At 51.2% G+C, this 20,900-nt stretch carries 24 protein-coding genes; 9 read left to right on the forward strand and 15 right to left on the reverse strand.

Annotated elements, in window-relative coordinates; translation table 11 throughout:
* Window positions 1–18: 18 nt before the first annotated feature.
* Window positions 19–399, reverse strand: coding sequence for a DUF4354 family protein (locus IMQ33_RS05230; RefSeq protein WP_098931127.1), 381 nt, complete (start codon window positions 397–399; stop codon window positions 19–21).
* Window positions 400–746: 347 nt separating this feature from the next.
* On the opposite strand from IMQ33_RS05230, the gene IMQ33_RS05235 reads away from it, so the two are divergent.
* The gene (locus tag IMQ33_RS05235) at window positions 747–2,072 is read left to right on the forward strand and encodes a glycoside hydrolase family 10 protein (RefSeq protein WP_370573277.1); all 1,326 of its coding nucleotides are present in this window, start codon (window positions 747–749) and stop codon (window positions 2,070–2,072) included.
* 46 nt (window positions 2,073–2,118) lie between these two features.
* Here the strand turns inward: IMQ33_RS05235 and blaSFDC are convergent, their stop codons facing one another.
* Entirely contained in the window at window positions 2,119–3,267 is a 1,149-nt protein-coding gene (gene blaSFDC, locus IMQ33_RS05240; RefSeq protein ID WP_196063008.1) for an SFDC family class C beta-lactamase, read from the reverse strand.
* Between the two features lie 278 nt (window positions 3,268–3,545).
* Between blaSFDC and IMQ33_RS05245 the strand changes: the two genes are divergently transcribed.
* Window positions 3,546–4,442, forward strand: a complete 897-nt coding sequence (locus IMQ33_RS05245) for a PhzF family phenazine biosynthesis protein (RefSeq protein ID WP_196063009.1) — start codon at window positions 3,546–3,548, stop codon at window positions 4,440–4,442.
* A gap of 75 nt (window positions 4,443–4,517) precedes the next feature.
* Here IMQ33_RS05245 and IMQ33_RS05250 read toward each other — a convergent pair whose 3' ends face one another.
* A complete protein-coding gene (locus tag IMQ33_RS05250; RefSeq protein ID WP_196063010.1) occupies window positions 4,518–5,114 on the reverse strand; it encodes a histidine phosphatase family protein in 597 nt (198 codons plus the stop codon).
* Window positions 5,115–5,209: 95 nt separating this feature from the next.
* Here IMQ33_RS05250 and IMQ33_RS05255 point away from each other — a divergent pair, with 95 nt between their 5' ends.
* Window positions 5,210–5,908: an RluA family pseudouridine synthase gene (locus tag IMQ33_RS05255; RefSeq protein WP_161711523.1), complete on the forward strand. Its 699-nt coding sequence runs from the start codon at window positions 5,210–5,212 to the stop codon at window positions 5,906–5,908.
* Between the two features lie 90 nt (window positions 5,909–5,998).
* On the opposite strand, the gene IMQ33_RS05260 is transcribed toward IMQ33_RS05255, so the two are convergent.
* The 3 genes from IMQ33_RS05260 to IMQ33_RS05270 form a co-directional block, all read right to left on the reverse strand.
* Window positions 5,999–6,637: a dTMP kinase gene (locus IMQ33_RS05260; protein ID WP_098931121.1), complete on the reverse strand. Its 639-nt coding sequence runs from the start codon at window positions 6,635–6,637 to the stop codon at window positions 5,999–6,001.
* 460 nt (window positions 6,638–7,097) lie between these two features.
* Window positions 7,098–7,502: a DUF2251 domain-containing protein gene (locus tag IMQ33_RS05265; protein WP_196063011.1), complete on the reverse strand. Its 405-nt coding sequence runs from the start codon at window positions 7,500–7,502 to the stop codon at window positions 7,098–7,100.
* Window positions 7,503–7,750: 248 nt separating this feature from the next.
* Window positions 7,751–8,134, reverse strand: coding sequence for a VOC family protein (locus IMQ33_RS05270; RefSeq protein WP_196063012.1), 384 nt, complete (start codon window positions 8,132–8,134; stop codon window positions 7,751–7,753).
* Between the two features lie 150 nt (window positions 8,135–8,284).
* Here IMQ33_RS05270 and IMQ33_RS05275 point away from each other — a divergent pair, with 150 nt between their 5' ends.
* From IMQ33_RS05275 to IMQ33_RS05285, 3 genes are all read left to right on the forward strand, one after another.
* Window positions 8,285–8,689: an NUDIX domain-containing protein gene (locus tag IMQ33_RS05275; RefSeq protein ID WP_098931118.1), complete on the forward strand. Its 405-nt coding sequence runs from the start codon at window positions 8,285–8,287 to the stop codon at window positions 8,687–8,689.
* 59 nt (window positions 8,690–8,748) lie between these two features.
* Complete coding sequence (locus IMQ33_RS05280; protein WP_065684941.1) at window positions 8,749–9,303, forward strand: GNAT family N-acetyltransferase; 555 nt, start codon at window positions 8,749–8,751, stop codon at window positions 9,301–9,303.
* A gap of 64 nt (window positions 9,304–9,367) precedes the next feature.
* Window positions 9,368–10,414 carry an FAD-binding oxidoreductase gene (locus IMQ33_RS05285; protein WP_196063013.1) on the forward strand — a complete coding sequence of 349 codons (1,047 nt, stop codon included), beginning with the start codon at window positions 9,368–9,370 and terminating at the stop codon, window positions 10,412–10,414.
* Window positions 10,415–10,483: 69 nt separating this feature from the next.
* Here IMQ33_RS05285 and IMQ33_RS05290 read toward each other — a convergent pair whose 3' ends face one another.
* On the reverse strand, window positions 10,484–10,996 hold the full coding sequence (locus tag IMQ33_RS05290; protein WP_161711592.1) for a GrpB family protein: 513 nt from the start codon (window positions 10,994–10,996) through the stop codon (window positions 10,484–10,486).
* Between the two features lie 73 nt (window positions 10,997–11,069).
* Window positions 11,070–11,681 carry a cytoplasmic protein gene (locus tag IMQ33_RS05295; RefSeq protein WP_196063014.1) on the reverse strand — a complete coding sequence of 204 codons (612 nt, stop codon included), beginning with the start codon at window positions 11,679–11,681 and terminating at the stop codon, window positions 11,070–11,072.
* A 446-nt stretch (window positions 11,682–12,127) separates the two neighbouring features.
* Here IMQ33_RS05295 and IMQ33_RS05300 point away from each other — a divergent pair, with 446 nt between their 5' ends.
* The gene (locus IMQ33_RS05300; RefSeq protein ID WP_196063015.1) at window positions 12,128–12,649 is read left to right on the forward strand and encodes a DUF4240 domain-containing protein; all 522 of its coding nucleotides are present in this window, start codon (window positions 12,128–12,130) and stop codon (window positions 12,647–12,649) included.
* A 72-nt stretch (window positions 12,650–12,721) separates the two neighbouring features.
* On the opposite strand, the gene IMQ33_RS05305 is transcribed toward IMQ33_RS05300, so the two are convergent.
* The 3 genes from IMQ33_RS05305 to IMQ33_RS05315 form a co-directional block, all read right to left on the reverse strand.
* Window positions 12,722–13,612 (reverse strand): hypothetical protein, encoded by an 891-nt coding sequence (locus IMQ33_RS05305; RefSeq protein WP_230326870.1) that lies wholly within the window; start codon window positions 13,610–13,612, stop codon window positions 12,722–12,724.
* Between the two features lie 95 nt (window positions 13,613–13,707).
* A complete protein-coding gene (locus IMQ33_RS05310; protein ID WP_065684938.1) occupies window positions 13,708–14,220 on the reverse strand; it encodes a hypothetical protein in 513 nt (170 codons plus the stop codon).
* Between the two features lie 292 nt (window positions 14,221–14,512).
* Window positions 14,513–14,884 carry a DUF1801 domain-containing protein gene (locus IMQ33_RS05315; RefSeq protein ID WP_065684937.1) on the reverse strand — a complete coding sequence of 124 codons (372 nt, stop codon included), beginning with the start codon at window positions 14,882–14,884 and terminating at the stop codon, window positions 14,513–14,515.
* Window positions 14,885–15,014: 130 nt separating this feature from the next.
* Here IMQ33_RS05315 and IMQ33_RS05320 point away from each other — a divergent pair, with 130 nt between their 5' ends.
* Together IMQ33_RS05320 and IMQ33_RS05325 are read left to right on the forward strand one after the other, a co-directional pair.
* Entirely contained in the window at window positions 15,015–16,193 is a 1,179-nt protein-coding gene (locus tag IMQ33_RS05320) for a hypothetical protein (RefSeq protein ID WP_196063017.1), read from the forward strand.
* Window positions 16,194–16,322: 129 nt separating this feature from the next.
* Window positions 16,323–16,859: a dihydrofolate reductase family protein gene (locus IMQ33_RS05325; RefSeq protein ID WP_196063018.1), complete on the forward strand. Its 537-nt coding sequence runs from the start codon at window positions 16,323–16,325 to the stop codon at window positions 16,857–16,859.
* 72 nt (window positions 16,860–16,931) lie between these two features.
* On the opposite strand, the gene IMQ33_RS05330 is transcribed toward IMQ33_RS05325, so the two are convergent.
* From IMQ33_RS05330 to IMQ33_RS05345, 4 genes are all read right to left on the reverse strand, one after another.
* The gene (locus tag IMQ33_RS05330; RefSeq protein ID WP_196063019.1) at window positions 16,932–17,192 is read right to left on the reverse strand and encodes a YdgH/BhsA/McbA-like domain containing protein; all 261 of its coding nucleotides are present in this window, start codon (window positions 17,190–17,192) and stop codon (window positions 16,932–16,934) included.
* A 20-nt stretch (window positions 17,193–17,212) separates the two neighbouring features.
* A complete protein-coding gene (locus IMQ33_RS05335) occupies window positions 17,213–17,413 on the reverse strand; it encodes a heavy-metal-associated domain-containing protein (protein WP_196063020.1) in 201 nt (66 codons plus the stop codon).
* Window positions 17,414–17,469: 56 nt separating this feature from the next.
* Window positions 17,470–17,979, reverse strand: coding sequence for a Cu(I)-responsive transcriptional regulator (cueR, locus tag IMQ33_RS05340; RefSeq protein ID WP_083196374.1), 510 nt, complete (start codon window positions 17,977–17,979; stop codon window positions 17,470–17,472).
* A gap of 347 nt (window positions 17,980–18,326) precedes the next feature.
* Window positions 18,327–20,882 (reverse strand): heavy metal translocating P-type ATPase, encoded by a 2,556-nt coding sequence (locus IMQ33_RS05345; RefSeq protein ID WP_196063021.1) that lies wholly within the window; start codon window positions 20,880–20,882, stop codon window positions 18,327–18,329.
* Window positions 20,883–20,900: the final 18 nt, after the last annotated feature.

Here is a 20,900-nt window from a genome sequence, read left to right on the forward strand (position 1 = left end):
CCTGTAGGAAATATAACCCTATTGGCACTTATCACTCATTTTCACCAACGAGGCGTTATAAACACTCTCGTCATTCGACGCGAATACGGCCAATCCCTTTACCATCGCTTTAGGCTTTAAAATCCCAGACATTAGCTTTTCATCGACGGTGTCTAGTTCAAACACTTTACCGTTAGCAGAGGACGCTTGTAAACATAACTTACTGAGATCGATATCTTTATCGGACAGGTTAGTCACGGCAACGGTGAAATCTTTGGTATAGAAGACATGGCTGCCGATCGCGGCAGAACCCTGGCTTTGTTGTGTGGAATATACCGCGACAGCGTCTGAATTCCCTGCGACTGCTGGTAGGCTAAACAAGCCAAATGCCAAGGCCACGGTCAGGTAATGTGCTTTCATGATCTTTCCCTTTAATAATGTGAGTGACTAATAATAGTGTAGAGGATTTAAACGGTAGATTAACGGTCGTACTCCAACCCCTTGACCCGCAACGTTGTCCCCATGAGTTTTCGGTAACTGATTGGCCGTCCCGTATACCTCATCTCGCTCTGATAGCGGTTTGCAGCCTCCAAGAGAGCGTCAATATGAATCGTCAAAACGCTGATGAAACGATGCCGCGGGTCACGACAGTAGGCTAGCGTTTAATCAATCCGGCCTACCGGTATTGACTAAAATTCGAATAATAAGAGAATGATAAGATTGTGTTGGGGCTCTCCCCAATGAGTAATCAATAGAAGCCGGAGCGAATCATCGCCTGTTCTCATAGCTTTACCAAAGTTAAACAACTGGGCGTACTTCTTGCCGGTGTGCTTTCACTGGCCAGTTGCACCTCTGAACCTGCGAAATCCTTAGTCACTCCGTTGCCTTCGGTGGCAAAACAGCCACACTCGGATAAATCAGGGCAAAGCCAGGAACCGGTGCGCGGCGTTTGGCTGGCAACCGTTTCCCGCCTCGATTGGCCACCAGTGACATCGGTCAATGCCAGCAGCCCAGACATCCGCATTCGCCAACAGCAGGAAGCACTGAAGGGCAAGCTGGATAAACTGAAGACGCTGGGTATTAACACCGTTTTTTTCCAGGTTAAGCCTGATGGCACTGCCCTCTGGGCATCAAAAATTTTGCCATGGTCAGATGTGCTGACGGGGAATATCGGCGACAACCCAGGCTATGATCCGCTGCAGTTTATGCTGGATGAAGCTCACAAGCGCGGCATGAAAGTCCATGCCTGGTTTAACCCCTACCGAGTGTCCGTTAACACCAAACCAGTAACCATTGATAAACTGAACCGCACATTGTCGCAGCAGCCAGCCAGCGTCTATGTGCTACACCCTGACTGGATCCGCACCGCAGGCGACCGATTCGTGCTCGACCCAGGTATCCCAGAGGTGCGGGACTGGATCACCAGCATCGTCGCGGAGGTGGTTGCCAATTATGATATTGATGGCGTGCAGTTTGATGATTATTTCTATGCTGAGTCCCCTGGTTCTGTGCTCAACGACAGCCAGACGTTCAAAAAGTATGGTCAACATTTTGGCTCCAAAGCGGACTGGCGGCGAGACAACACCAAGCAATTGGTTGGGCAAGTTTCTCGTACGATCAAAAAGTTGAAACCCGACGTTGAATTTGGTGTCAGCCCTTCTGGCGTATGGCGTAACCACTCACACGATGTGGCAGGTTCCAATACGCGAGGTGCAGCGGCATATGATGAATCTTATGCTGACACCCGCAGTTGGGTACAGCTTGGGCTGCTGGATTACATTGCCCCACAGCTGTATTGGCCCTTCGCGCGTGACGCGGCCCGTTATGATGTGCTCGCCAAATGGTGGGCCAATGTGGTGACCGCCACCAATACGCGTCTTTATATCGGTGTGGCGCTGTATAAAGTGGGTATTCCGTCAAAGAACGAGCCTGATTGGATGGTCAACGGTGGCGTGCTGGAGCTACAAAAGCAGCTGGATTTGAACGAGTCCGTATCGCAAATTAAAGGTACGATCCTGTTCAGAGAGGATTATCTTAATCAACCTCAGACCCAGCAGGCCGTGAATTACCTGAAAAGTCGCTGGGGTAGTTGAGAGTTTTAGGGGGCAATGTGCCCCCTGAGAATACCGGGCTAAAAAATTACTTCTGCAACGCCTCAAGAATGCGGTAAGCCGCCTCAACGCGCACAGGATTAGGATAATTTTTGTTCGCCAGCATCACGATGCCGAGATCCTGTTGAGGAATGAAGGCTACGTAGCTGCCAAACCCGCCGGTCGAGCCGGTTTTATGTACCCAAGAGGCGCTTGATGGTGGCGCTGGCGGAGTGATTTTTGTGACGCTCAGCGGTGCCAATGCGTTTTTATTATCGCTACCCTCGACCACGGTTTTCTCTTTAACCGGCCAGTTCAGCATTTCCCAACCCAGACCTTGATACATATCACCGGCATGCCAGTAGCGCGACTGGGCAAGCGTAATCCCCTTCTGCAACGAGGCATCCTTCACGTTGGCAGGCTCCATGTTGGCCTGCACCCAGCTTGCCATATCCTCTATCGACGACTTCACGCCGTAGGCTTCGGCATCAAGCATGCCCGGAGAAACGCGAACCGCCTTCCCATCGCGATAGCCCCAGGCGTAGTGTTTATCTTCCTGCTGCGGCACGTTTATCCAGGTTTGCGATAGCTTCAACGGTTGGAACACGCGTTTGGTCATCGCCTGATCAAAACTCATGCCTGACGGTTTAACCATCAGTGCGCCAAACAGACCAATACTGGCGTTCGAGTAAAGGCGCTTGGTGCCTGGAGCCCATTGCGGTTGCCAAGTTTGATAGTAATTCAGCAGCAATGCTTCATCGGTAACGTTTTCCGGTATCTGCAACGGTAAGCCACCGGCGGTATAGGTCGCCAGGTGCAGCAAAGTGATCCCTTGCCATTGCTTGCCCGACAGCGCTGGCCAGTACTTGCTCGCCGGATCGCCAAGGTTGATTTCACCGCGAGCAATAGCATCTCCGCCCAGTACCCCTGTGAACGTTTTACTGACCGAACCGAGCTCGAATAAGGTCTGCTGCGTGACTGGCTTCTTGCCGGCAACGTCTGCCAATCCCCAGGTGAAGTAGTAAGGTTGGCCCTGATAAATCACCGCCACGGCCATGCCGGGAATGGCCTGCTCTTTCATCAATGGCGCAACGGTGCGATTTACAATGTCGGCTATTTGTTTTTCCGTTTGCGCAGCTGCAAACACTGAACCTGAGGTGGCGAGCAACAGCACACAGGATAGGGATTTCTTCAACATTGCGATTTTCCGTAATTGAGGGTTAAGGGTTCTATCAGACGCGCTTAGTTTGTAGAACTTGATGTTGGGCGGCAAACGGTAAAATTTAGCATCTGTTAAAAGTTTTTCTATTGGTTTGGATGATAACCGATAGTGCTAAATCAATCGTTAAATTCCGCGTGTAACACCACGGCCAGTGTCTGGTTATCATAAAACCCAACCAATTTAAGGTATTAGCAATTGATGTCTGTCATTTAATAGCGCTATCATCAAGCCTTGTATCTAGCGGATTACGGCAAATGCTCAGAAAAGATGATGTGAAACCTCGCGCCTATAAACAGGTGGATGTATTTACCACTTCGCCATTGCAGGGAAATCCCTTGGCGGTGATCCTGGAGGCAGAGGGCTTGAATGAGATGCAGATGCTTTCATTAGCTCGCTGGACCAACCTTTCGGAAACGACGTTTGTTTTCAAACCGACTAATCCGCTGGCAGATTATCAGGTGCGCATTTTTACCCCGGAAAAAGAGCTACCCTTTGCCGGGCATCCGACATTGGGTACGGCTCATGCATTACTGGAGGCTGGGCTGGTGACCAAACAGCCGGGTGTGGTGATGCAAGAATGCGGGGTTGGTCTGGTTGCGGTCAATATCTCACCTGAAGGAACGCTGGCGTTTGCTGCACCTGCGGTAACGCTTCGAACGCTGACTTCAGAAGAAAGGGAAACGCTAACGGCCGCTTTTCTGCCTGCGGTTATTCAAGCCGATACGATGCCGGTGATTGCCGACATGGGTATTCGCTGGCTGATGGTACGTATGCCAAGCGCTCAATCCTGCCTGACGATGACGCCGAATCAAGCCATGATTAAACAGCTGCAAACTGATCATCATGTTGATGGCGTGGTGATTTATGGTAGCTATTCATCGGGTGAACCAGCAGATTATGAAATGCGAGCGTTTCTGGTTGAATGGGACAAGTTGGTTGAAGACCCAGTGACTGGCAGTGCCAATGCTTGCCTGGCCCGTTTGTTGAAAGCCAATAACTTCCCCGATGGTGGCTCGACGGCCAAGGGGTATCAGGTTCGACAAGGTACCCAACTGCATCGAGATGGCCGGGTTAGCGTTCGTTTTATTGACGGTGAGCCTTGGGTTGGTGGGCAGAGTTGCACGCTGATAAATGGTCAGTTGCACATTTAGCTGTGGCGATAACTCACAGAATATCGGCATAGTAACCGGGTGCGCTTTCCCGGTCTTAATAATTGCTCAGATGAATCACAACAGCTTAAGTAAATGTGTTGCGATCCCCCATCGGAGAGTGACGCATTTATCCCCAGCCAGGTCTAAAACAGAGTAGCTCGCGTTCGGTTGAGCATAACTGGAAAAATTGTCGATTCTTCCCTCTTTGAGCAATGCCAGAACGCCCTGGCTGACTTGGCCGTGAGACACTATGCATATTGTCTGGTGTGGAGCTACCGCTTGTTGGCTGTGCAAAAAATTGATAACTCGCTGAGAAGCCTGTGTCAGTGATTCGCCGTCAGGGGGACAAAACTGCGCATCTCGCGCAAATAGCGACTCTGCTTCACGGGGATAGTCAGATTGTATTTGCTCCCGTGTCATCCCTTCATAATGACCGAATGCCTGCTCTTTCAGCGCGGGTTCAGCAACCAACGGGCAGTGCCCCATATGCCAGGCACGACCAAGGGGAGATGCGTAGACACAGTCTGTAGGGTAAGCAGCGTCTGTTAACGCTTCAAGTAACGCTGATGTCTCGAGCGCACCTCGCTTCGTTACTGGGCTATCCATATGTCCCTGGATAATGCCGCGCTGATTCCATTCCGTTTGCGCGTGTCGTACAAGTATCACTTTCATCAAAAATTACCGTTGATCCATTAGGCTAACAGCCAGATTCGCCAGCCAGCTGAAAATTCGTTATTATCCACATCCACTCCCCATCCGGCAGCCTGATGTCTACGATTTTCGATACCTTTATTGCCCCGCCGTGTCATGAGGAGATAGAGATCCTCTATCAGGACGATCACCTGGTGCTTATCAATAAGCCAACCGGGCTGCTCAGCCTCTCCGGGAAGAATCCGCAAAATCTCGATTCGGTACATTATCGGCTGGTAAAGATATTCCCCGGCTGTACCCTGATTCACCGCCTTGATTTCGGCACTTCCGGGCTGATGGTAGTTGCCCGCAACAAGGCTATCAACGCCGCCCTATGCCAACAGTTCAGCCAGCGCACCGTGACCAAAGTTTACAGCGCACTGCTCTGTGGACACCTGAAAGACAACAACGGGGTGATAGACGCTGCGATTGCCAAAGACCCGGCGCTGTTCCCGCTGATGTCGATCTGCTCAATTCACGGCAAGCCAGCTCGCTCCCGCTATCGTGTCGTTGAGCGTTTGTATCACGAGTTGGAAGACGGGACGTTACTGCCTTTGACGCGGGTAGAGCTAACCCCGGAGACCGGGCGCACCCATCAACTACGCATTCACTGCCAACAGTTGGGCCACCCTATTTTGGGCTGTGACCTGTATGGCGGCCTCCTGATACCTGGCACCGAAAGGACGCCGCGGCTGATGCTGCACGCCAGTGAGCTGCATTTTGTTCATCCTATTAGTGATGAGTTAATCAAAGCCTATAATGCCTGCCCGTTTTGAAAGTGAAACGCAATACAAATCTTAGGCTCACGCTGGGGCGGAGAGTGACGGAATAGGTTGCCGTAATTACTGGCGGCATGCGGCGGGAGCTCAGCCCGCAAAACCGATGCCTATGGGGCATCCAAGCACTCTGTAAATCTCAGAAATCACCTTCATCGTTGCGTCTTCGATCGTTCCTTCATTTCGGCATAAAACCCAGCCGTTCTCTGCAATTTCTCGCTCGAACGCCTTGGTACAAGCGACATGCTCTTCCAGCTTATGAATCACAGTACTACTTAGCCCACGTGGTCGGGCCGCGGCCCTTGCCCATGAAATATCAGCCGCAGTAACAACCCCGACATGCAGGTCTGGCGTTCGCACGTTTCGTTCAATGTTAAGCTGTAAAATCTCTGCAAATGGAACCATCCGGCGAAACGCAGCATCCGATGGGTACCAGCGATCCATCAAGATAATGCTGTCCGGTGGCTGTTTAGTCAGCACTTGCTGGGAAATCCAGGCACGGCTATCAGCAAAGCGCTCACAAACCTCCAATTCTAAATCCAGGGAGGGATTTCTGGCGAGCTTGTTAACGAGGGCCATTGTTTCCCTCCTGTAGGGATCGCTTTTTTTCTCGCAAAGTCGGATCACCTTCTTGTTGTCTGCCCTTAGTACTTTCGTAATGGCCTCCAAAAGTGTGGTTTTACCGGCTCCCTTGGGCCCATCCAGAGAAACAAATAGCTGACGACTCATTCTTCAAATGCCGATTGATATACGGTTTTTGTAAAGCTTGAATCTGGCAAAAGCATCTTACATTCCTTCGTATGAATAACGCGCCCCCTCTTCGTTCGTCGGAGCCGCCTGGCGCGTCAGCGCGAACCGAATAGAGGGCTCTTATAAATAGACACTGATGAACCTCTGGCAATGATTCTAACTCACGGGTCTAAAACCCAGGATTACAGCCGTTTATGGTCATTGTCCATATGTTGTGACCTGCGCGGGGTAGTTTAAGGGATCCGCTTAGAAAACGGAAAACATCCCACGTTAAGCCTGTTTTTTAAACCGAAAGGCGTTGACGGGCAGCTATGAGCGAGGAGCGGACATTCTGAATACATAGTTTATCTCCTGAAAGTCCAGGAAATCGCCCGCCCCCTTCAGAGTGACATTATCAATATGAATAGATAATAACGGCAGGCGTTAAGCCCACCGTAACTCACCGGAAAAAGTCATCCACCGAATCGCTCCACTCATGGCCGGACACAGACCATACCTTGTTAATCGGGGGAGGAAATCCGCTTCTGCAGTACCCATTTTTCCCCACGAAATCGAACGCTCCATGCGGATATCCGTTGATAAGGAGCACGCACTTCTGACAGTCTTCTGACCAGCCGATTTTAACGTCAGAAGGAATGTGGCCGTCTGAAATATCCTCGACATTGTAGATATACACTGCATCCTGAATCGGGTTTCCTTCAACGGACTCATCGAGCGCGTAGAAATACCCGGTCTGGCCGTCGTCTTCAAATACGGCGGCCAGCATACCCTCAGGAGCCAGGCTTTTTATCACCTGCGCTTCTCCAGCAAAGAGCTGAGCCTGTATCGTCACTAAAATCGTCATACCGATTACTCTCCTTTCCCTGGTTGTTTGGTTAGGCAGCTTTCAAACTGACAAGCAATTTACCATAACATCCCTGCGATGAACTAAGCCCGTGACCTGCGCCCACTTTGTTGACACACAATTGCTTTAGGAAGGTCCGCTCCTGGCACTGAGCGGACGGTCAGATCTTATACAACCCAAAGCAGAAAGTGTCAGATTAAGTATAAAACGCCCGTTTCTTCATAGGATTCACAGCGGGTAAATACACACTAATCGAGAGCCTGGCCAACCACCATTCTATGCCCCTCGGGAGTCCCTACGGTAAATTCACGCATACCATGCGGTTTATCAACGGGTGGAGCCATTATGATAGCCCCCTTGCTGACAAACTCTTCATAAAGTGTCTGAGCATCATCGACATACAGATAAGCAAAATAGTTGTGATCGCCGGTGTCAGAGGGTGGCATTGCATCTGGTGAATGGCCTAACATGATACGCACGCATCCCCTAGTGGCTAGTTGCCAGCCCATACCCTCCGGCCATGCCAAGTCAAATCCCAGGACGTCGCAAAAATAAGCAGAGCTTTTTTTGAGATCGCGTACTGCAATCACAAACGAACTGGACTGAAAGCTGGCTGTAGGTTTCGTCATCATGTAGTTCCACTTCTAGATTTTGTAGAGCCAGAGCGTAGCACAGGTTAGAGGATCTGCTTTGCCTGACTAGGCTAGGAATCACCCTCTCCACTCTGGTACATTTGTTGCCTTCATGCAGGGTAGATCTTCTACCGCACAACGGTGTTCAGAATGTCAGAGAGTAAGCAAATTCATATAGCTGCAGCCGTCATAACCGATCGGGCTGGCCGGGTCCTTCTGGTCAGAAAACGCAACACGGAGTGGTTTATGCAACCGGGTGGAAAAATCGAATCTGGTGAGCGGCCAGAGGTGGCACTTGCACGTGAACTGCAAGAGGAACTGAATGCCTCCTTCAACCCTGATGAGATGGTCCCTCTTGGGCGCTTTACGGATCTTGCAGCCAATGAGCCTGGATATATGCTGATTGCTGACATGTTTAGAGTCAGCACTGAAGAGACCCACTTTCTCCCCGCTGCAGAAATCGAAGAAGTGATATGGTTTGAACCTTCTGGCAACCAGCCGTTGCAACTGGCCCCGCTAACCAAAAATCATATTCTTTCTATGCTGGAACGTTAACGGGTCATTGGTAATAACAGCCCCTTCACCATAACAACACATTAGAAAAGGATAATTTCTTGCATTCGATTACCCTGCCATTCTTCACCGAGCGCCTGCTGCTACGCCGTTTTACACCTGACGATCTCCACGCCTATGCGGCTTACCATCGCCTGCCTGAAGTCTACCGCTACTTATATGCTCCACCGCCAGAGCTGGCGCAAATGGAAACTCGATTGGCAAAGGCCGTAACCTCACGTTTCAGTGAGGATGGTGACACTTTTTATTGTGCCGTCACATTGAAAGAGAGCGGCGAACTCATTGGTGAAGTGTTACTGAAGCTGGCCAGCAGCGCGGCGCTGCAAGGTGAAATCGGTTATATCTTCAACCCGGTTTATGCCGGTAAAGGCTATGCGGCAGAAGCGGTACGTTCGGTACTGGAACGCGGCTTCACTGACGTGGGTTTCCACCGCATTTTTGCCCGACTTGATGCAGCGAATCGCGGCTCTATCGGCGTGGTCGAACGCTTGGGCATGCGTAAAGAGGCACATTTGCGACAGAATGACCGCTTTGATGGCCAATGGGGCGATGAGCTGATTTATGCGTTGCTGAAGCAGGAATGGCCACAAAACTGATGCCGAGGGGATACGGCGGATTTGCTAATGTCTAGGAGTAGGCCCTTTTATACGAGGAAACGGTATGTGCTCCACTAAAAAAAATATGATTATTGTGGGGGCGGGAATTATAGGGGCCTCTATAGCTTATCATTTGGCCAGCCGTGGAATAAAAGTGACCGTTATCGACCGAGCGAATCCAGCTTCTGGTGCCACCGGCAGCGCTTTTGGCTGGATCCACACCACTGTGAGTGACGATGCCCCTGATGCACTTCTCCGCCGAGCGTCGGCGGAAGACTGGCACAGGTTAGAAAAAGAAATTCCGGAGCTTTGTATACGTTGGGTTGGCGCGTTAAGTTACGGGGCCGATTCGCCTTGCGAACAAGATGAGTCGAAAATACTTCAGCAGTCTGATATATCCCGGCTTGAGCCAGCGATGAATGCCCCACCTTCACGGGCGCATTATGCCGTTCAGGATGGCGCAATAGATCCGACAGAGGCCACCCGAGCCTTGCTGGATAAGGCCTGCCGTCTTGGTGCAGAGTTGAAAACACAGACGCTCGTCACCGGATTCATGCAAGAGGGAAATAGAATAACTGGCATCGAGACAGCGGAAGGCATGTTAAACGCGGATTTTGTGATTCTGGCCTGCGGGACGGGTATAACTTCGTTGCTGAGCATGATAGGGATTTCGCTCCCGATCGTGGCTTCGCCAGCCATTCTTCTGCGTTACCGCGTGACAAAACACATTGTTAATACCCTAATATCTGGCGATGACATTGAAGTTCGCCATGCATTTAACGGGGATCTCCTGGCTGCCGAGGATTATCCGGTTACGGGTGATACTGAAGCAGTGGCGTCTGAAACCCTCACGGCGATAAAAAACAGGCTACAAGGAACGGCATCGGCCTATCTTCTCAGGCAGTCGGTAGGACAACGACCTGTACCGCAGGATGGACATCCTGTCATGGGGGTTATTGATGATATAACGGGTATTTACGTGGCGGTCATGCACCCTGGCGTAACCTGTGCGGCAACTGTTGGAAGGATGGTGAGCGAAGAACTGACCATCGGTAAAAACCTGGAAATTCCCGAAAGCTATCGACCTACTCGTTTAACGACTCATGGCTAAATTCAGATAACATCTGAAACCTTCAGTATTTAAAACGATTAGACATAATATTCGGGTGGGCTGCTCTTTCTATTGTGCTTGGTCCATTAGAGCCAGACGAAGATGATGTTCAATGAAGTCCGCCTTAAAGGCGCTATAGCGATGATTATCGTTTTCACTTGCTAACAACATAGCACGTTTTACCTCGGCATACTGTTCTGCTGCTTTCTTGTTTTTTATCAAGTAATCACGGAATGCCAGATGCTTTACGATTTGCGCGTCGCCTAAAGCGAAAGCATGGACTTGGTGACTACGTTGATCCCCGCCCTTGGTGAAATACCTGCGATTTGGGATACCATTTTCACCACGCGCAGTATATCCGGCTCGTTCCATTGCAGCGTTTAAGTTATCCAACGCATTCAGACTAACAACCTCCAGCAGTATATCTATGACTGGTTTTGCAGCCAAACCCGGTACCGACGTGCTGCCAACGTGGTGAATCCGCGAGATCACCTTCCCAAGTGCTAACTGCAACAGAGAGCTTTCGGTTTCAAATAGGTCAGGCCACTGCTCATCGTAAGCAACAAGAGTCACTTTTCGCATATTCACTCCTTCTTTCAAAAATATTGGTGGTAATTACTTAAAATCAGAAGTTAACTTGTTTTAGTGTTAGCCATTAGCTAAGGAAATTTTGCACCGTCAGTAATGAGTTGTCGATATTAGCAATCTGCTCGTAACCTTCCATCGTAGCAATAAACACATTATATGAATCTGTCCCAGTATTAAGATTGGCGATCTCAAAACCCTGCTCATTTAGCGCCTGCTGAACTCTCTCAAAGATCTCATCAAGATAACGATCTCCCTCTTCACAGGCTTTCTCTATTTCATCATATTGTGTCGAGTGTAAAAGCTGAGCTTCCAACGCTGCCGCTAAATCCTCATTCTTCGTTAACGATCTAACTCGCTTAGCTGCAAACCGTGCTAGTTGCCCTTCTTCGTCTTCACACTTCCAATCGACATATGCAATGAGGTCTTCTCCCGAGAGAACACGGAGAAAAATTTCCATCAGGTTGCCATTTCTCAGTTCGCCGCCCTCATCCTCGATGATTTCAAAAATGCCGTATGTATCAATCTCTTCATTTTCAAAACTAGCAGGATCCTCGCTGATTTTGGCTAACAAGTCAGCCCACAAAGAGCACTTGTCTTTAAGTATGGCCAGTGCCAGTTCATTAAGGAACTCAACCTCTTCTTCATCCCATACGACGTTATACTCTGTATCTTCGTCCATAATACCTTCTCCATTGGTGTTACAAAAATCGAGTTTTTGCTCCATTACTGGTCAGAAATGGTTACATATTAGCCATAACAGTGACGCATAGCGCTTAATTACACACGCTAGCGCCCTCAGATCCCAACTCCCTGCATGCGGCTTCCAATCCAGCAACTTTACTAATGTATCAAGATTGCCATTAATGCATGGAAAATCAAGCGCCAAGGTTGAAAACAATGAGCTATCACAAATTTATTGTTCATGAAGGCTTCACAATCGTTCCGTCTGTACGTAATGATCACCTCTTATGCAAGCTTCTTCTCCAGCCGTCCGCCAAGTCGGGTAAATCTTAAAACAGCTTGAGGCATCCTAACTGTCGTGGATTTTGATGGTTGCGCTGATATCATCACCCTCTTGTCCCATGCCACCGCAACCTGCGGGGCACGTTATAAGGAAGATAACGAATGAATGATGAAGTCTTCTGGCAACTCATTGATCAGGCCAGAACAGCAATGATCGAAGATCCAGAAAAGAATATGCAGGCGCTAGATAGCGCACTGCGAAAGCTTTCGCCAGAAGAGCTCATTGCATTTAAAAAGCGCTTCACAGAACTGCATAATCAAGCCTACACATGGCATTTATGGTCTGCGGCCTACATCATGGGTGGTGGATGCTCTGATGATGGGTTTATGGATTTCAGAGACTGGCTCATCTCGCGTGGCCAAAGCGTGTATGAAGCCGCACTGATAAATCCTGACTCACTAGCCGATATTGTGGATGGCGAAGAGGAAGGACAACATGAAGGCTACTCGTACCTGGTAGGCCGAATTATTGAAGAGCTCTATCCTGAATACGAAAAAGCGTTATTTGAGCAAACCTGCTATAAAGCCATTAAGTTCCCGAGTGAACCAACCGGTACAGCCTGGGAAGATGATGAGGAAACACTGGCAAAACTTTGCCCACGCTTGTTTGCAATGTACTGGTAATTTTCATAACCCATTGATTATTATGACGGGCGCAGCATGCAAGTGAAGCTTCTTTTTCATAGCGACTGATGCCTATTTCTTCGCCAACCAGGGAGATGTCGTGCTCCAGAAAATGATATCTGCACCGAGATAGTCTTCTGCGAATTGTACAAACTCGTCCTTGCTGAATGGCTTGCCCGTATTGGGGTTCCTGTAGGTCAAGGTCGGCTCCTGCACAGCCATGGCAACCAGTGCCAACTTACTTTTGTATTTGTTGAAGAGCGGATAGGAGTTCTTCATTTGCGCCTTGCGGTTGGGAACAATATCTGGGCCGCCGAGCCCAATATTATTGGCACTTGCGAACTCAAACAGTCGCCCCATGTAATTGTGGTCGTTGTTCCATTCGCACGGCCAGAAATTAACATATTGTACCACATGTGATTTGGTGAACACCTTGCGCGCAAAGGTGAGGTTTTCCATTTCGCCTGCGAAATAGTTATCGCAGGTAAATCCCTTGGGTAGCTTTTTCTCGTCAAGATCAATGGCTGTTTCGGGTAGGTTCACACCATAGACTCGGCCATCGAAACGCTCTGCAAGCGCTGCCAACAAAGCCTGATAACGTTGGCGCACAGCAGGATCCCACTGCTGTGCCACCCACCCCGAGCCAACCGGCTTTCCTTCGCCAGGATTGTCAAATTGTGGCGATATCCCACCACCGTACCTGGCATCATTCATCAGATAATCAGGAACGTATCGGGCATTCTGTTCGAAAAACCGATCCTGGATCTGGATGAAAAGTTTTTTCTTGTTTGCTTTGAGACGAGTCAGATCCTGCTCAATCTGCGAAAAGTTGTATTTGTCCTTCTCAGGCTCGAGTGAGCGCCAATTGTAAACGATCTGCGCACCGCCAATGTCGCTACGCGCCATAATGGTTGACGCCGCTTCATGATCGCCGGAGCTGGTATAGACAAAGTTTTCTGGCATTTTAGCTAATACGGGCAGTGTCGCAGTAAGCAATGTTATTGCGACAGTGAGCCTGAAACGTATGGTCACGAAGTTACCCCTTTCTGATGGTGCGACTATCTGAAACTCCATTGGGCGCTAACGACAAATATCGAGGGAAGAATAATACCACTTTCCACCCCAAAGTAGCTGGTAAAATTGTATTGAACTGCATGATAGATATAGGGAGAGAAACCCACGCCGGTAGTATCCTTGAACTTTTTATATGAACCATCATTACCACATTGACTGAACGCATCAAAGAAGAACTCACCAACATACCCATAAACACCCTTAAAAACCCATCCAGAGTCATTAGACATCCAGTCTCTTCTCAGACCCAGTGCGATACAGCGGTCATTGAAACTATTTTTCATTGTGCCAACTAAAATACTATATTTTGAATCCTCAGAAAACTTTCGTTCTACGGAGAAAAATTTGTTATCAAAGTTCTCCGTGTATTGTCCCTCATTGTTTATCGTATGATACACAAAGGAGCCGGTGTTAATTGAGTATAAATTTATTTCACCTGCGACACATGCGGGCACCACTGTTAACAAACATACAATAGCCACTGACTTATTGAGCATTTAAATGACCTCTTTTAATATGCGTGGTGATTTTTTGAGAGCCCACTCCCCTTGGCAGATACCGCGTAGTTCCCCTGTACGCTTTTCTCTCAGTAACGATCGGCCCGGTAATGCCCAGCAGGCACACGGCCATCAAACGAGAGAACGAGGATTTAGCCATGCCAAGCTTCTTCTATCACTGATAACATCTATTAACAGTAGTACATTCTTTATACTGTTGATAAAAATCAATTCCGCGGCGTTTTGGCTACACAATGAATGTCTTTTGCCTCAATGGCATCACGAATTTGGGTTACCTCACCTTCTTACGCAGATTAAACTCAACCGCCTCCTGCACCAGAGCCGTTAAGGCTTTTGAATCCACCGTATCCTCTGCAAAGAAATCAATCGCCCGCCACGCGTTACCATCAAGGCCAGCGTTAAACAGCTTATCGGCATCTACCAGGCTGGCGCCGTGGTAAAAGGTCAGCTTTACCTTGGCTTTATGGGCGTTAGCAACCGCGATAATGCCGTGATGTGACCACACCGGGCTCCCTCTCCACTTCCATTCCTCAATGATTTCCGAGTCAGCCGCAACAATGCACTTACGGATCTCCGCCAAGGTCTTCCCACGCCAGTCGGTCAGCGCTGCGATAAGTTGGTCAATCTGTAACGAGGCATCCATCAAAGTTCTCCAGGCACAATGTAACCTAGCATTCAGTTTAGTCATCTTCCCGCGGCTGGTGCAGCCTATCCAGCGTACCGCGAATCGGATAGTATTCCCCCACTGAAGGAATAATCAAAAGCAGCGATCCATGGACATCTCAGACTTAAGCCAAGCCCGCAGTAACACCGTCAGTAAGCTCCTCAATGCGCCTGATTTTTCGGCCCTGCTGATTGAACACGGCTGGGCGGCGTTCCCGGATCGTTTTTTAAAAGCCGTCGCTAACTCGAAGGACACCACCACGCAGACCTTGCTTGATATGCTGCCTGCGCTTTCGCTGGAACTGAAAATCCAGGTGGCGCAGCAAAGCAAGCAGCCATTTATTGTCCCCTGCATGATATGGCCAGAGTTGGTCTGGCGTTGGCAGCCTTGGGAGTATGCCAGCGAAACTTTGGCATGGGAGGCGTTAACCTCAGGCTTTTCTGCGCTGATTGAGGGGCTTGTCAGCCGGCCTATGGCATCGATAGCGGATCAAGACTGTGCTGCGGGCAAAGTTTACTCCGACTATTTTATGGATCCGATTGGCCCGATCCTCGATAAGCTGGATAACAACCCAGGTTGGCCAGCGTGCTGGGCAAATATTGCTCTCCATCATCCGGATGAAACCGTACGTGAAAATATGATTTTCCGGCTGGTTAATCCCTCTCAAACCCTGTTGCAGTCACTGACCAAAGATCCTTCTCATTTGGTTAGGTGCCGGCTGGTTTCTCGCTATCATGAAGATGAAGCGTTGATGATGGAGCTACTGGACGACGCCAATGTCTGGGTTAGAGGTGAGCTGGCGGAACGCGCCATTTCCAGCCATGTATTGACCCTGCTTAGCCAATCGATGGATCTGTTTGTCCTGAGCAGGCTGGCTCATAACCGGCAGTTTTTCCTTAATCCAAATCCGAGCACAGGCGCCCGGCTCGTATGGCAAAAGCTGACGCAGCATCCCTACGTGTTTACCGAGGAGTGCTTTGCCGGTATGGCAGCACTGGCGGAAGATAACATCATAGATTGGCCAATCTTTTCTCGTTGGGTGGAACAACTCGCGGATAGGTGTCCTCAAGTGCGCGATAAAACGCCGCCGTTCCGCACCTTTGGCTATGCTGAATTTCCGGCTTCTGAAACGAATTTGTACGACACTGCCAGCAGCCTGTTCCAGTTTAACCGTTCGCTGGCACTCAGTCCTTTGACCCCGGTAGAGATCCTCAACTTATTCAGCCAGTGCCCATTTGAGGCGTTGAGGCAAGAGGTTGCCCAGAATCCAGCCCTGCCTGCATCCTAATACGCCTAATGAAAAAGTGGTGAAGTTCGCCGAAGAAGCGCAAGTAGCAAGACTGCTGACAACACCCAACAGGCTACAAAACGTAGGGGCGCTGCATGTTGCGCCCGTTTAGCAAATTAAGGATATAGAATGTCGAAGTTAATTTATTATGTTGCAGCATCTATGGATGGCTATATTGCCACCCAGGATCATGAGCTTGACTGGCTGACAAATTTTATTTTAGGCGATGATGCTACACCCTATGATGACTTCTACCAGAGTATTGGCGCGGTGATTATGGGAGGCAAAACCTACAGCTGGATAATGGAAAATGCCCATGGCGACTGGCCTTATAAAGATGTTCCGGCGTTCATTTTGACAAGCCAGGATCTGGCAATACCGCAAGGCTCAGGTATCAGTGAAGTTTGTGGCAATGCTAATGATATTGCCAGGCATGCAAAACTGGCGGCAAAAGATAAGGATGTTTGGGTCGTTGGCGGGGGTAAGTCCGCGGCATTTTTCGCCGATGCTGGTGAGTTGGACCAATTACATATCACAACCATTCCCGTATTTCTGGGTGAAGGGATCAAGATCCTACCCGTCAACCGTAGTGTGGTTGTGACACCAGTGACGAGCCGGTTTTTACAAAGCGGTGCGTTAGAAAGCGTGTTAACTATAAGAAAATAGTTGCGATAGTCAGCGTGGAATCAAAATGCAGGATAGTGAAGCCGCATCTAGCGGCTTCTCTTGGGACAACAATCAGTGGTAAATCTCGGCCTTACCGCACATACGGTTGTTGCCGGAAGCGCCGATAATGCGATAGGCACTTGCCCCGGCTGCTTTAGCCTTATTCTCCAGTTCACGCTGGAGGCTGCTCAGGCTGTTGCTACTTGAACAGGCGCTAATCACGCCGATTTTCTGCTGATTGGCAGGCGCAACGTCAACCAGCGTGGCCGCCATGACAGAGAAAGAAAGCGTTGCCAACGCGAGTGCGGCGATGGCCATTTTGACAGGTTTCATATCAGGTTCTCCTTTGCTGTTCAGATATGTCGGGCCGGGTAACCCGCTTTGCCAAGTACCGCAAGTAACTCGCTTGCTGCCAAAGTGCTGTCGACCTTTACCTCGCCCGCAGCCGGATTGGTTTCGATACGGGCCTGTGGGTCAACGCCCAGTAGCGCCTTGGTGACGGATTTGGCGCAGCCGCCGCAGGTCATATTGGGAACAGTGAAATAATGATGCATATTGATCTCCATCGGGTTGGTGTCAGATCACTATGAGGTTTGCCAGCGTGGCAAGGTCAAAGGTTTTTCTGCAAAATTTTCTCTTTTGCTACAACGGCAAACCCCTTTTCCCCGCGTTTCAGCACACCTGACGCAACACCGAATTTTGGTGCTTTATTTGGCACTGTCGTTACTGCGGTTGGCTCGGCTAAATCAGCCAGGATCGGGCAGTCTGGGCGGTCATTACCGTGGCAGTGGTCGGCCAGGAACTCGAGGGTTTCTGCCATCGCCTGCAGTTCGGCAATCTTGGCTTTTAGCCGCGCGACGTGGGAAAGTGCCATTTCTTTGACGTCGGCGCTGGCGCGGTCCCGGTCGTTCCACAGCACCAACAGCGCCGAGATCTGCTCAACAGAAAACCCAAGGTCGCGTGAGCGGCGGATAAAGCGCAGGCTATGTACGTCCGAAGCGCTGTAATGGCGGTAGCCCGCATCCGAGCGTATGGCCTTGGGGATCAAACCGATCTGTTCGTAGTAACGGATCATTTTGGCTGAAACGCCGGAGGATTTGGCTGCTTGACCGATATTCATCGTTAACTCCTTCATAGGGCTACAGTTAGCGTTATTGTTACTGGTCTCCCTCACCCCAACCCTCTCCCCAAGGAGAGGGAGCTGATACGGAGCTGCGGTCAGGTGTGGACACAGCCTCGAAGCTTCGGAGCTAAGGTGAACACTTGAATCCAGTTGTAGAACGTCAGGTCCGCTCTTCCCAAGGAGAGGTAGCTGATACGGAGTTGCGTTCAGGTATGGAGGCCAACTTATAGAGCCTCGAAGCTCCGGAGCTAAGGTGAACACTTGCATCCAGTTGTAGCACGGTCGGTCCCCTCTCCCTGTGGGAGAGGGTTAGGGTGAGGGATGTCACAATGGCCCGACATCGGTCATTTACTTGCGGTAACGGGGATAATCTCCGCCCCGCTTTCCGCCGTTCTGCTGGAGGCCTCAATCGTCATCGGAGCCTGGAAGCGCTTCAGGCGCAGCGCGTTGCCGAGTACAAAGACGCTTGAAAGCGCCATCGCCGCCGCCGCGAAGATCGGCGAAAGCAAGGTGCCGTTCAACGGATAAAGCGCGCCCGCCGCCACCGGGATCAGCACCGCGTTGTAGGCAAAGGCCCAGAACAGGTTCTGTTTGATGTTGCGGATCGTCGCCTGGCTAAGCGCGATAGCGTTCGGCACCCCGCGCAGGTCGCCAGACATCAGCACCACGTCGGCCGCCTCGATAGCCACATCCGTACCGGTACCGATAGCCAGCCCAACGTCCGCTTCCGCCAACGCCGGGGCATCGTTGATACCGTCCCCCACAAAGGCCACTCGCGCCCCGTTGACCCGGAACTTTTTCAGCGCAGCAACCTTGCCATCGGGCAACACCTCTGCCGCAACTTCATCAATACCGAGCTGTTTGGCGATCGCTGCCGCCGTTGCCGCATTGTCGCCGGTGATCATCGCCACTTTGAGGCCCAGTGCGTGCAGCGCCTTAATAGCCTCTGGCGTGGTTTCCTTGATCGGATCGGCAACCGCAATAACCGCCGCTAAACGACCGTCGATAGCGGCATAGAGCGGGCTCTTACCCTGTTCGCCCAGGCGCTGGGCGGCAGATTTGAAGCTCGCCACATCAAGACCAAGCTGCGTCATGAAGCGATCCGCACCGACTGAGACCACCCTGCCATCAACCTTGGCCGTTACGCCAAAGCCCGGCACGGCGTCGAAGCCTTCAACGGGGGCCAGCGTGATGCCTTGCTGTTTGGCGGCCAACACAATCGCTTCGGCGATCGGGTGCTCAGAGCGGGTTTCAACCGCCGCCACCAGAGCCAGCACTTCGCTGTACTCAAAACCTTTAGCGGGAACGAGATCGGTGAGTTCTGGGCGTCCTTTGGTCAAGGTGCCGGTCTTGTCGAGGGCGATAACGCTCACGTCACGCAGCGCCTGCAAAGCTTCCCCCTTGCGGAACAACACGCCAAGTTCAGCTGCACGCCCGGTACCGACCATAATTGATGTCGGCGTAGCCAGCCCCATGGCGCACGGGCAAGCGATAATCAGTACCGCAACTGCATTCACCAACGCAAAGGTCAGTGCCGGTTCCGGGCCAAAGATCAGCCAGACCAGGAAGGTCAGCGCGGCGGCAGCCATCACTGCCGGTACGAACCACATGGTCACCTTATCGACCAGCGCCTGGATCGGCAGCTTGGAGCCCTGCGCTTCCTCAACCAGGCGGATGATCTGCGCCAGCACCGTATTGGCCCCGACCTTGGTGACGTGGAAGCTGAAAGCACCGGTCTTGTTGATGGTGCCCCCCACAACGGCAGCGCCTACGCCCTTCGATACGGGTAAAGGTTCACCGGTGATCATGCTCTCATCCACATAAGATGCCCCCTCGACGACCTCGCCATCGACTGGGATCTTCTCCCCTGGACGAACGAACACCACGTCACCGGTGGTCACCTGATCAAGCGGGATCTCAACGGTATCGCCGTTGCGTTCAACGCGCGCGGTCTTGGCCTGAAGCCCGACCAGCCGTTTGATGGCCTGCGACGTTCGCCCCTTGGCGCGAGCCTCCAACGTGCGCCCAAGCAGGATCAAGGTCACGATGACGGCGGCTGCTTCGAAGTAGACGTTAGCGGTTCCCTTAGGCAGTACCTCGGGAATGAATGTCGCCACCACCGAATAGCCGTACGCCGCTGCCGTACCCACCGACACCAGCGAGTTCATATCGGGAGCCCCACGCAGCAACGCCGGAATACCTTTACGGAAAAAGCGCAGGCCCGGGCCGAACAACACCAGGGTGGCGAGTACAAACTGTATATACCAGCTCGTCTGTTCACCCAAAACGCCCTGTACCCAATGGTGCATCGGAGGAATAAGGTGCGAGCCCATCTCAAGGATAAAGACCGGCAACGTGAGAATGCCCGCAATCAGCAAAGAGCGGCGCAAGCCACGCGCTTCATTCTCGCGGCGTTCGGTATCCTGATCGTTTATATTCTCCGTTTCAGCAGACAAACGACGGGCCTTGTAACCCGCCTGCACAACCGCCGCTTCAAGGTCAGCGGTGGAGACAACCCCGGCGAGGTGCCGTACCCGCGCACGCTCGGTCGCCAGGTTGACGCTGGCTGAAAGGACGCCTAGAAGTTGCGTCAGCGCCTTTTCAACTCTTCCGACGCAGGATGCGCAGGTCATCTCTTCGATCGCCAGTTCAGTGGTCTCTTCTCGTACAGCGTAACCGGCGCTCTCGATAGCACTAACGGCCGCTTGTGGATCGGCCACGCCGCTGAAGGTGACATCTGCCCGCTCGGTGGCAAGATTGACCGTGGCCGTTTGCACGCCGGGAACGGCTTTTAGTGCGCGCTCAACACGGCCAACGCACGATGCACAGGTCATTCCTTCGACCGGCAGGCTCAGACGAGCCGCTTGATTGGAACCTGATGGGAGGGAAACGGAAGCCATGGCTCTACTCCTGGGAAG

The organism is Serratia sp. Res13-Sevr-LER1-36-b (assembly GCF_015673035.1).
Lineage (GTDB): Bacteria > Pseudomonadota > Gammaproteobacteria > Enterobacterales > Enterobacteriaceae > Chania > Chania fonticola_C.

What these genes read in the sequence shown, in the direction of transcription:
- IMQ33_RS05275 (WP_098931118.1), top strand. Translation starts at nt 8,285, where the DNA reads ATGTCAGAGAGTAAGCAAATTCATATAGCTGCAGCCGTCATAACCGAT.
- IMQ33_RS05300 (WP_196063015.1), top strand. Translation starts at nt 12,128, where the DNA reads ATGAATGATGAAGTCTTCTGGCAACTCATTGATCAGGCCAGAACAGCA.
- cueR (WP_083196374.1), bottom strand. Translation starts at nt 17,979, where the DNA reads ATGAATATCGGTCAAGCAGCCAAATCCTCCGGCGTTTCAGCCAAAATG.
- IMQ33_RS05320 (WP_196063017.1), top strand. Translation starts at nt 15,015, where the DNA reads ATGGACATCTCAGACTTAAGCCAAGCCCGCAGTAACACCGTCAGTAAG.
- IMQ33_RS05260 (WP_098931121.1), bottom strand. Translation starts at nt 6,637, where the DNA reads ATGAGTCGTCAGCTATTTGTTTCTCTGGATGGGCCCAAGGGAGCCGGT.
- IMQ33_RS05245 (WP_196063009.1), top strand. Translation starts at nt 3,546, where the DNA reads ATGCTCAGAAAAGATGATGTGAAACCTCGCGCCTATAAACAGGTGGAT.
- IMQ33_RS05335 (WP_196063020.1), bottom strand. Translation starts at nt 17,413, where the DNA reads ATGCATCATTATTTCACTGTTCCCAATATGACCTGCGGCGGCTGCGCC.
- IMQ33_RS05305 (WP_230326870.1), bottom strand. Translation starts at nt 13,612, where the DNA reads ATGCCAGAAAACTTTGTCTATACCAGCTCCGGCGATCATGAAGCGGCG.
- blaSFDC (WP_196063008.1), bottom strand. Translation starts at nt 3,267, where the DNA reads ATGTTGAAGAAATCCCTATCCTGTGTGCTGTTGCTCGCCACCTCAGGT.
- IMQ33_RS05310 (WP_065684938.1), bottom strand. Translation starts at nt 14,220, where the DNA reads ATGCTCAATAAGTCAGTGGCTATTGTATGTTTGTTAACAGTGGTGCCC.
- IMQ33_RS05265 (WP_196063011.1), bottom strand. Translation starts at nt 7,502, where the DNA reads ATGACGATTTTAGTGACGATACAGGCTCAGCTCTTTGCTGGAGAAGCG.
- IMQ33_RS05290 (WP_161711592.1), bottom strand. Translation starts at nt 10,996, where the DNA reads ATGCGAAAAGTGACTCTTGTTGCTTACGATGAGCAGTGGCCTGACCTA.
- IMQ33_RS05255 (WP_161711523.1), top strand. Translation starts at nt 5,210, where the DNA reads ATGTCTACGATTTTCGATACCTTTATTGCCCCGCCGTGTCATGAGGAG.
- IMQ33_RS05285 (WP_196063013.1), top strand. Translation starts at nt 9,368, where the DNA reads ATGTGCTCCACTAAAAAAAATATGATTATTGTGGGGGCGGGAATTATA.
- IMQ33_RS05270 (WP_196063012.1), bottom strand. Translation starts at nt 8,134, where the DNA reads ATGATGACGAAACCTACAGCCAGCTTTCAGTCCAGTTCGTTTGTGATT.
- IMQ33_RS05325 (WP_196063018.1), top strand. Translation starts at nt 16,323, where the DNA reads ATGTCGAAGTTAATTTATTATGTTGCAGCATCTATGGATGGCTATATT.
- IMQ33_RS05250 (WP_196063010.1), bottom strand. Translation starts at nt 5,114, where the DNA reads ATGAAAGTGATACTTGTACGACACGCGCAAACGGAATGGAATCAGCGC.
- IMQ33_RS05330 (WP_196063019.1), bottom strand. Translation starts at nt 17,192, where the DNA reads ATGAAACCTGTCAAAATGGCCATCGCCGCACTCGCGTTGGCAACGCTT.
- IMQ33_RS05295 (WP_196063014.1), bottom strand. Translation starts at nt 11,681, where the DNA reads ATGGACGAAGATACAGAGTATAACGTCGTATGGGATGAAGAAGAGGTT.
- IMQ33_RS05230 (WP_098931127.1), bottom strand. Translation starts at nt 399, where the DNA reads ATGAAAGCACATTACCTGACCGTGGCCTTGGCATTTGGCTTGTTTAGC.
- IMQ33_RS05315 (WP_065684937.1), bottom strand. Translation starts at nt 14,884, where the DNA reads ATGGATGCCTCGTTACAGATTGACCAACTTATCGCAGCGCTGACCGAC.
- IMQ33_RS05345 (WP_196063021.1), bottom strand. Translation starts at nt 20,882, where the DNA reads ATGGCTTCCGTTTCCCTCCCATCAGGTTCCAATCAAGCGGCTCGTCTG.